The sequence below is a fragment of the Microcella sp. genome (genome assembly GCF_033763155.1).
GTDB lineage: Bacteria > Actinomycetota > Actinomycetes > Actinomycetales > Microbacteriaceae > Microcella.
In genome coordinates this window covers 1-9,278 of record NZ_JANRKZ010000191.1, presented here as the reverse complement: position 1 = coordinate 9,278, position 9,278 = coordinate 1, and the positions used below count along the sequence as shown (strand labels likewise).

The following is a 9,278-nucleotide window of genomic DNA, read 5'->3' as shown; positions in this document are numbered from 1 at the left end:
CGGCGCCAATGTTGCACCGTCTGACGAGCCTCTCGTGACGTGTGAGCAAGACGGCTCGATCAAGTACATTCTTGGGCCCGTCGAGGTCGCTGGTGAGCGCATCGCCGACGCGAACGCACGGCTGGTGACGTCTCAGACGGGTGTGACCACCAATGAGTGGGGCGTCTTCATCGAGTTCGACGCCGAGGGAACAACCCAGTTCCGCACGGTGACCGAACGGCTCATCACTCTGAGCGGCGCGCAAAACCAGTTCGCGATCGTGCTCGATGGCAGCGTGATCAGCGCGCCCCGAACGATCAGCGCGATTACGGATGGCCGTCCGCAGATCAGCGGAAACTTCACGGAAGAAAGTGCGCTGACGCTTGCCGACCAGCTCAAGTTCGGCGCACTGCCCATCGGCTTCGAGATTCAGTCGAGCGAGAACATCAGCGCGACGCTCGGTGTCTCGCAGCTGCAGAGTGGCATCATCGCTGGCATCATCGGCTTGATTCTGGTCGGCCTTTATGCCTTCTTCCAGTACCGCGCGCTGGGCGGCGTCGTGCTCGCCTCCCTTGTTGTCGCGGGTATCGTCACCTACCTGATCATCACCTACCTGTCGAATCAACAGGGCTTCCGTCTGTCGCTCGCTGGTGTGGCCGGTCTCGTGATCTCGATTGGCGTCATCGCTGACTCGTTCATCGTCTACTTCGAGCGCATTCGTGACGAACTTCGCGACGGACGAACCGTTGACGGTGCCGTTGAGGCGGGGTGGAAGCGGGCGTGGCGCACGATCTTGATCAGTGACGTCATCAACTTCTTGGCGGCCGCGGTCTTGTTCATTCTCGCCGTCGGCAACGTGCGCGGGTTTGCGTTCACGCTGGGTATCACCACGATCGTCGACCTCATTGTGGTCGCGCTCTTCACGCACCCGATCATGCAGTTGCTCGCGCGCACCCGCTTCTTCGGAAGCGGTCACCCGCTCAGCGGCCTCGACCCGCAAGCACTCGGTGCGGTCTATCGCGGTCGCGCTCAGTTCCGCACCCCGGTGGGAGTCACGAGCACCAAGGTCGCGAGCAGCAGCAAAGAGGCGCAGCGTCGCCAGACGATCGCCGAGCGCAAAGCTGCGCAACAGGGCGGCGAAGGGAAGGACGCGCAATGAGCAAGCTCACGCAGATTGGTAACGACCTCTACACGGGTGCGCGCTCGTTCGACTTCGTCGGCCGCCGCACCACCTGGTACATCATCGCGATCGTGATGGTCGTGCTCGCCATCGGCTTCACGGCGTTGCGCGGTGGATTCGTGTTCGGCATCGAGTTCCGCGGCGGCTCTGAGTTCCGTGTCCAAAGCACAGCTGTCGTTGACGAAGGAACCGCGGCGGCAACCGCGATTGCCGATGAGGCTGTGGCCTCGGTCGTTCCGGGCGCTAACCCCCGCGTGTCGATCGTGGGCGGCGACTCCGTGCGGGTTCAGACCGAGCAGCTGACGCCTGCCGAAACCGAAGACGTTCGGGCCGCGCTCGCGGAGGCGTATGGTGTTGATGTCGCTGACGTGAGCTCATCGTTCATCGGAGCGACGTGGGGTGCCGACATCACCCGACAGGCGTTGATCGCACTCGCGGTGTTCCTGTTGCTGGCGAGCCTCGTGCTCGCGCTCTACTTCCGTACCTGGAAGATGTCGCTCGCCGCGATCATCGCCCTAGTTCACGACCTGATCATCACGGCGGGCATTTACGGCGTCTTCGGGCTGGAGATCACTCCGGCGGCTGTCATCGGGTTCTTGACGATTCTCGGCTACTCGCTGTACGACACCGTCGTGGTGTTCGACAAGGTTCGTGAAAACACGAGCGAAGACGGCGTCGAGTCGCGCCGCACCTTCGCTCAATCGGTCAACCTTGCCGTCAATCAAACCCTAGTGCGGTCGATCAACACCTCAATCGTGGCGGTGCTGCCGACGGCGTCCATCTTGTTCGTCGGTTCGCTGCTGCTGGGCGCGGGCACTCTTCGTGACATCGCATTGGCGCTCGCAGTCGGAACGGTTGTCGCGACGTACTCATCGATCTTCCTGGCCGCTCCGCTCTACGTGCACTTGCGCGAAAACGAGCCGGAGCTCAAGAAGCAGGGTGCGCGTCAGCGCGTTGCGCGCACTGAGTCGGGTGCGGTGCGCTGAGTCGATCGTGTGGCGTAGCCCGCTGTCGGGCGATGCCCATGCGCACGCCGTAGAATCGACGCGGAGGGCGCGCCGATGACCGACACCACGCAACAGAGCAGCGCCTCGCTGCGCGCTCTCTTGCCGAGAATCTTCTCGAGGTCGCAAACCGGTGGCGCGCTCGAGGCGCTCATCAAGACGGTGCGCGCCCAGCATCCCAAGGCAGACATCGCGCTCATTGAGCGCGCGTACCACGTTGCCGAACGGGCGCACGAGGGTCAGACCCGCAAGAGCGGTGAGCCCTACATCACCCACCCTTTGGCGGTCGCACAAATCTTGGCCGATCTTGGTATCGGCACCAAGACGATCGCGGCAGCGCTGTTGCACGACACTGTCGAAGACACCGATTACAGCCTCGACGAGTTACGGCGAGACTTCGGTGACGAGATTGCGATGCTCGTCGATGGCGTCACGAAGCTCGACAAACTGAAGTACGGCGACAGTGCGCAGTCGGAAACAGTGCGCAAGATGATCGTCGCCATGTCGAAAGACATCCGCGTGTTGATCGTCAAGCTGGCCGACCGACTGCACAACGCCCGCACCTGGGGGTTCGTCGAGAGCTCGTCGGCGCAGCGTAAGGCGCAAGAGACGCTCGACATCTATGCGCCGCTCGCCCATCGGCTGGGCATCCAGACCATCAAATGGGAGATCGAAGACCTCTCGTTCGCGGTGCTGCAGCCGAAAATCTATGTGGAGATCGAGAGCCTCGTGCGCAACCGCACGCCCGAGCGTGAAGCGTTCGTGCAGCAGGTGATCGACGCCGTCAAGGAAGATCTGCGCGCCTCAAAGATTAAGGCCGACGTCAAGGGTCGCCCGAAGCAGTACTACTCGATTTACCAAAAGATGGTGCACCGTGGCCGCGACTTCGATGAGATTTATGACCTCACCGGGGTGCGCATTCTCGTCAACTCGATTCGCGACTGTTATGCGGTGCTGGGCGCGGTGCACGCTCGATGGAACCCAATGCCGGGTCGCTTCAAGGACTACATCGCGACGCCGAAGTTCAACCTCTATCAGTCTCTGCACACCACGGTCTTCGGCCCGGGCGGTCGACCGGTAGAGTTGCAGATCCGCACCCACGAAATGCACCAACGGGCCGAGTTTGGTGTTGCCGCGCACTGGAAGTACAAAGAGCGGATGGCGGGCTCGAGCCGCGGCGAGGCCGTCGCGGAGCGATCTGACACCGACATGGCGTGGCTCGCGCACATTTCGGACTGGCAGGCGGAGACCAGCGACCCCACCGAGTTTCTCGACAACTTGCGTTACGAGATCGGCGCGAAAGAGGTCTACGTCTTCACTCCGCAGGGCAAGGTCATTGGCCTGCCGGCCGGCGCGACTCCCGTCGACTTTGCCTATGCCGTGCACACGGAAGTCGGGCACCGCACGATGGGCGCCAAGGTCAATGGTCGTCTCGTGCCGCTCGAGACGGTGCTGAACAGCGGGGATTCGGTCGAAGTTTTCACCTCGAAGAATCCCGACGCTGGTCCGAGCCAAGACTGGTTGAACTTCACGACGAGCACGCGGGCTCGGTCGAAGATTCGCCAGTGGTTCACGAAAGAACGCCGAGACGAAGCCATCGAGCAGGGCAAAGACGCCATCGCTCGGGCGATGCGCAAGCAGAACCTGCCCTTGCAACGGCTCATGACGCAAGACTCCGTGGCGCACGTGGCCTCGCAGTTGCGCTACGAGACCGTCGAATCGCTCTATGCCGCCGTAGGCGAAGGGCACGTGTCGACGCAGTCGGTGATCGAGAAGATTCTCGCGGCGTTGCACGTCGAGGCCGAGAGCGACGACGAGCCCTTCAGTGTTCCTACCCGTGGTCGCACTCCGGTACGAACGAGTGATTCGGGTGTCTTGGTGCGTGGCGCTCCAGACATTTTGGTGAAGCTCGCAAAGTGCTGCACCCCCGTTCCCGGCGACGCCATCGTTGGGTTCGTCACACGCGGCCAAGGTGTGAGCGTGCACCGGGGAGACTGCAGCAACGTGTCGTCGTTGCTGACCGAGCCCGACCGCATGATCGAGGTCGAGTGGGCGCCCACCGCGAAGAGCGTCTTTCTCGTGCAGATTCAAGTGGAGGCGCTTGATCGCAGCGGACTCTTGAGCGATGTGACCCGTGTGCTCTCAGAGCACCACGTCAATATCTTGTCGGCGAGTGTGAGCACGTCAAAAGATCGCCGTGCGCTGAGTCGTTTTGTGTTCGAAATGGGCGACGTCACTCACCTTGATCGGGTGCTCAACGCTGTGCGGAGAATCGACGCCGTCTACGACGTCTATCGCGTCAGCAACGGCTGAGTCGCCCCGTCGTCCGCATCGCCCGTCGACAATGATGACGATGCCCGCCCGCAAGCTTCGAGCAATAGCCGACGCGCCCGGCGAACGAACGACAGGTTGGTTCGTCCCGTCAACGCGGCGGTGAATTGGTGTGCGCCGATCGCGCTCTGTCGTATGCCGCGCTCGAGCAGGGTAGCGAGGTCGCTGCCCGCGTCGTGACGCGCCAGATCGAGAAGAGTACGGAGCGGTGTCGTCACGACAACCCCGCCGAGAGCGAGCTGCTCATGCGCGCCAATGACGACTTCACGTGCGCGTAACCTCCGACGATCAGGAGACGGGATTCGCGCCGCGATGGAGACGCAGGTCGTGACGGCGGGAGGCATGGCTGCCCACCCCCACACCCAGGCCGCGCTGCGGTCAGAAATGATCACTCGTGAGTCGAGCACCACCGGTGCGAGCGACGCCGCGCGGGCGAAAGCGGTGTTGGGCGCGTCGATGGGCAGAAACCCTTCGCCGAGGGCGATGAGTTCACCATCGAAAACCGCGCATTGCAGTTCACTGGCCGAGAGAAAATGACCGGGCAGATACACGGGTGTTGATCGAGGCATGCGGGGAGTGTGCCCTGCGCCGCTTGATCCCGTGGTCGCCCACGGGCATCTGTGGAGAATGCCGTTAGCGGTCGACTGCGCCGAGCCAGGCGCGGCGCGCCTCGAGAGCCTCAGTCAGCTCAGCAATGCGTTTGGCGTCTTTCGCCGCGGTTGCGGCGGCGAGGTCGGCCTCCAGACCAGCAATTGCCTGCTCCAGTTGCGCCGCGAGGCCCTCCGAGCGTGCCTTCTTCTCGGGGTCAGAGCGATTCCAATGCTCTTCTTCGAGTTTCTTGACGGCGAGTTCGATCTGGCGCATGCGGTCTTCAACCGACTTGACGTGATCGCGCGGAACCTTGCCGGCGGCATCCCACTTGCGTTGGATGTTCGACAGCGTGGCACGCGCCTGAACGCGGTCAGTCGCAGTGAGCAAGGGGGCAGCCTCGTCGAGAAGCGCGAGCTTCACGGCCAGATTGCCCGCAAATTCTTCGTTCTCTCGTGCGTCGACTTCGGCCTTCGCCGCATACAGTGCGTCGCCCGCGGCCTTGAACTGGGCCCAGAGAGCATCGTCAATTTTCTTGCCAGCGCGGCCGGCGAGCTTCCACTCGTCGAGAAGTCGACGGTACGACGGAATCGCTGCTGTGCCCTGCGACGCCAGGGCGACGGCCTTGTCGATGAGCTCTTGCTTGCGCGCGCGAACCTCTTTGTGCTCGGAGTCGAGACCGGCAAAGAACGCGCGACGGTTGTTTTCAACCGTGGTGCGCGCAGCGCGGAATCGCTTCCACAGATCATCGCCTGCCTTCTTCGGAAGGCGCGGTCCGTTCGTCTGGTGGTCTTTCCAGCGTGCGAAGAGCTCGTCGAGCGCGGTGGACGTTTGCTTCCACTGCACCGACTGAGGGTCTTTTGCCGCGAGTGCTTCGGCAGCTTCGACAATGGCCGTGCGCTCGGCCAGCGCCGCTTCGGTCGCAGCGGCGGCCTCGGCCTTTTGCTCTTCCGTGAGCTTCTCGACGGTTGCCGTGAGCGCGCCCACGCGCGCGCGCAACGACTCCAGATCACCCACGGCTGCCGCGCTCTCGAGAGCCGCGGTCAGGGTAGTGACGGTCTTGGCGACGTCACCCGCGGGGGCGCCCGCCTTTGCCCGCTGCTCGAGCAGGCGCACTTGGCCCTCGAGCTCGACGAACTTGCGCGTGAAGTACGCGAGTGCCTCGTCGGGCGTGCCGTCGGGATACTGGCCGACGGCGCGCTCGACGCCGCGGTCGGTGACGTAGACCGTGCCGGTCTCATCGACCCGGCCCCAGGGGGTGTTCTCGTTGGCTACCACGTCTGCTTTATCCTCATCGAGTGCGCACGGGCGCGGCTGTCGCCGCACGGTTTTTCAGCGTAGTGCACGGTCGGCAACGGGGGTCAGGGTGCCCTGCCCTCGACGCGGATCGCTATTGGATCGTGATGCCCGTCAGAACCGCAGGAGCAACGGGAGTGCCGTCGGTGCCGCCGCCCTCAACGCCCGCCGAAACGATGTCGGTGATGAGAGCATCCAACCCACTGGTGACGCGACCCATGACGGTGTAGCCACCCGCGGCATCGGCGGGAATAGGCGAGTCGTCATAGACGATGAAGAATTGGCTGCCCATGCTCTCGCCGTTTCCACTCTGACGGGCCATGGCGATGACACCTGTCGAATAGATGTTGTCGAGCGGGGCGTTTTCGATGGGGCCGAAACGGTATTCCGGACCACCCGTTCCGTCACCGTTGGGGTCTCCACACTGCAACACGAAGATTCCTGCCGTCGTGAGACGGTGGCAGGCAAGGTTGTCAAAGAAACCTTCTTGCGCGAGGGCCACAAACGACGCGACGGCTTGCGGTGCAGCGGCTCCGTCAAGTTCGTAGGCCAGATCAAGATTGCCGTTGAGCGTCATCGTGCCCGTCCACGTGCGCGACTCACTGAGCGCGGGGTCGGGAGCGGCAACAGCAGAGGGCGTCGGGGTGGGGCTCGCGCTCGGAACCGGCTCCGGCGTGCCCGGGCCTACCGTGAAGTAGACGATCTGCGCGGTGGCGGCGAGGGCGCCCACCACGACGATCGCGAGCACAGCAATGAGGTTGTCGCGCTTGCGACGCGCAATCTTCGTCTCGTGCACGGTCTGTCGTGCCTGGTAGCGACGCAGACGATCCTGCGCTTCACGGTTGTTGGCCGATGCGGCTGCCACTGCTCCTCCATTCGGCGGCGGATGGCAGGTGTGCGGTCCGCGCCGCAGTGAACTCTAGTCGAGGCATCGTTGCCTGTGCTCGTCGGGAGCGGGTCGGCGCTGGCGGGTAGCCTGAGCGCATGGATGCTCAGCCGGGCCTCGGCTCGTCCGCGGTGCCTCTCGCGGTGCGAATGCGGCCGACGCGCCTCGATGAGGTTGCGGGTCAGCGGCACCTGTTGGGCGCCGGATCCCCTCTCGTGAGTCTTGCGAGCGACGATGCCGGCCGAGCGCCGAGCGCTGTCTCCGTGATCTTGTGGGGCCCTCCGGGTACGGGCAAGACAACCCTGGCGCAGGCGATCGCGCGATCGAGTGGTCGACGATTTGTCGAGCTCTCCGCCGTCACGGCGGGCGTGAAAGACGTGCGCGAGGTCATGGAGCGCGCCCTCGCTGATCGTGACCTCTACGGCACGTCGACGGTCTTGTTTCTCGACGAGATTCATCGGTTTACGAAAGCCCAACAAGACGCACTTCTTCCCGGTGTCGAGAACGGGTGGGTGATTCTCATCGCCGCGACCACCGAGAACCCGTCGTTCTCCGTGATCGCGCCCTTGCTGAGTCGCAGCCTTCTGCTCACGCTCGAGACGCTCAGCGACGACGACCTGGGGCTTCTTGTTGACCGCGCCGTGGGCGATGCGCGCGGGCTCGCGGGTTCGGTCGTGCTCGATCCAGCGGCGCGAGACGCCATCGTGCGATTGGCCTCGGGCGATGCGCGGCGAGCACTAACGGCGCTCGAGGCTGCGGCGCAGTCGGCCACGGCGGAAGCGCGGGTGGGCGTGGAGGGAAAGGGTGCAGACGGGCATCCCGTCATCACGGCTGAGATTGTGGCAGCGGCCGTCGACCGTGCCCTACTCCGATATGACCGGCAAGGCGACGAGCACTACGACGTCATCAGCGCCTTCATCAAGTCGATTCGGGGGAGCGACCCTGACGCAGCCTTGCACTATCTCGCTCGCATGATCGAGGCGGGAGAAGACCCGCGGTTCATTGCGCGACGCGTCATCATCTCGGCCGCCGAAGACATCGGGATGGCCGACCCCCAGGCATTGCCGATCGCCGTCGCGGCCGCCCAGGCTGTGCAGTTGATTGGCATGCCAGAAGGGCGCATCCCGCTCGCGGAGGCTGTCGTCTATCTCGCGACGGCGCCGAAGTCGAACGCCGCCTACGTCGGTATCGATGCGGCAATCGCCGATGTTCGCGCGGGTCGGTTGGGTCGGGTTCCGAAGCCGTTGCGCGATGCGCATTACCCCGGCGCGAAGCGACTCGGTCACGGCAAGGGCTATGTCTACCCGCACGACGAGCCCGTCGGGGTTGTCGAGCAGCAGTATCTTCCCGACCCTCTCGTGGGCACCGAGTACTACCAACCGACCGAACGCGGTCATGAGCGCGAGGTTTCGGCCCGGCTTGCGAAGCTCAGAGCCATCACGCGGGGTGAACCCCCCGTGGGCGCAACAGAGGAGTGAGCCGGGCGCCGACAGCCTCTGGTAGGCTTACTCGGCCCGTCAGATATGGGCACACCCTCCCTCGTAGCATCCACCGAAGCGCCTCGGCGTGCGTTCGGACCGGACGGAGCGGTGTACGCCCGTGAGCCGCTGAAATTCTCGGCCACGCCCATGGAAGGAAACCGTGTCTACTAAGTCACGCACTCGCAGCAAGACCCGCCTCTCGCGCGCGCTCGGAATCGCCCTCACCCCGAAGGCCGCCAAGTACCTCGAGAAGCGCCCCTACGCTCCTGGTGAGCACGGTCGCACCAAGCGCAAGGCCGACAGCGACTACGCCGTTCGTCTGCGCGAGAAGCAGCGTCTTCGTGCCCAGTACGGCATTCGCGAGGCTCAGCTCAAGATCGCGTTCAACGAGGCTCGTCGTTCGGCCGGCCTGACGGGTGAGAACCTCGTCGAGCTGCTCGAGATGCGTCTCGACGCTCTCGTCTTGCGCGCGGGGTTCGCCCGCACCACCGCGCAGGCCCGTCAGCTGGTGGTGCACCGCCACATCCTCGTCG

The 9,278-nt window shown here is 64.1% G+C and carries 8 protein-coding genes; 5 read left to right on the top strand and 3 right to left on the bottom strand.

Annotated features, from left to right (window positions below):
* The 3 genes from secD to SFU54_RS08025 form a co-directional block, all read left to right on the top strand.
* Positions 1-1,138, top strand: a 1,138-nt coding sequence (gene secD / locus SFU54_RS08035) for a protein translocase subunit SecD (RefSeq protein WP_319015762.1), incomplete at its 5' end; no start/stop codon positions are given.
* Entirely contained in the window at positions 1,135-2,145 is a 1,011-nt protein-coding gene (gene secF, locus SFU54_RS08030; protein ID WP_319015761.1) for a protein translocase subunit SecF, read from the top strand. The genes secD and secF, both read left to right, overlap by 4 nt.
* Positions 2,146-2,220: 75 nt before the next feature.
* Complete coding sequence (locus tag SFU54_RS08025; protein ID WP_319015760.1) at positions 2,221-4,476, top strand: bifunctional (p)ppGpp synthetase/guanosine-3',5'-bis(diphosphate) 3'-pyrophosphohydrolase; 2,256 nt, start codon at positions 2,221-2,223, stop codon at positions 4,474-4,476.
* On the opposite strand, the gene SFU54_RS08020 is transcribed toward SFU54_RS08025, so the two are convergent.
* The 3 genes from SFU54_RS08020 to SFU54_RS08010 all read right to left on the bottom strand — a co-directional run bounded on the left by SFU54_RS08020 (position 4,455) and on the right by SFU54_RS08010 (position 7,243).
* Positions 4,455-5,063, bottom strand: a complete 609-nt coding sequence (locus SFU54_RS08020; protein WP_319015759.1) for a hypothetical protein — start codon at positions 5,061-5,063, stop codon at positions 4,455-4,457. The two genes, SFU54_RS08025 and SFU54_RS08020, sit on opposite strands and share 22 nt — an antisense overlap.
* 64 nt (positions 5,064-5,127) lie before the next feature.
* Positions 5,128-6,360 (bottom strand): DUF349 domain-containing protein, encoded by a 1,233-nt coding sequence (locus tag SFU54_RS08015; protein ID WP_319015758.1) that lies wholly within the window; start codon positions 6,358-6,360, stop codon positions 5,128-5,130.
* Positions 6,361-6,472: 112 nt separating this feature from the next.
* Entirely contained in the window at positions 6,473-7,243 is a 771-nt protein-coding gene (locus SFU54_RS08010) for a peptidylprolyl isomerase (RefSeq protein WP_319015757.1), read from the bottom strand.
* A gap of 119 nt (positions 7,244-7,362) precedes the next feature.
* On the opposite strand from SFU54_RS08010, the gene SFU54_RS08005 reads away from it, so the two are divergent.
* Together SFU54_RS08005 and rpsD are read left to right on the top strand one after the other, a co-directional pair.
* Positions 7,363-8,742 carry a replication-associated recombination protein A gene (locus SFU54_RS08005; RefSeq protein ID WP_319015756.1) on the top strand — a complete coding sequence of 460 codons (1,380 nt, stop codon included), beginning with the start codon at positions 7,363-7,365 and terminating at the stop codon, positions 8,740-8,742.
* Positions 8,743-8,905: 163 nt separating this feature from the next.
* On the top strand, positions 8,906-9,278 hold a 373-nt coding region (rpsD, locus tag SFU54_RS08000), incomplete at its 3' end, for a 30S ribosomal protein S4 (protein WP_319015755.1).

Bases quoted from the DNA above. Each gene is read 5' to 3' on its own strand.
- secF (WP_319015761.1), top strand. From the start codon at position 1,135: ATGAGCAAGCTCACGCAGATTGGTAACGACCTCTACACGGGTGCGCGC.
- SFU54_RS08025 (WP_319015760.1), top strand. From the start codon at position 2,221: ATGACCGACACCACGCAACAGAGCAGCGCCTCGCTGCGCGCTCTCTTG.
- SFU54_RS08020 (WP_319015759.1), bottom strand. From the start codon at position 5,063: ATGCCTCGATCAACACCCGTGTATCTGCCCGGTCATTTTCTCTCGGCC.
- SFU54_RS08005 (WP_319015756.1), top strand. From the start codon at position 7,363: ATGGATGCTCAGCCGGGCCTCGGCTCGTCCGCGGTGCCTCTCGCGGTG.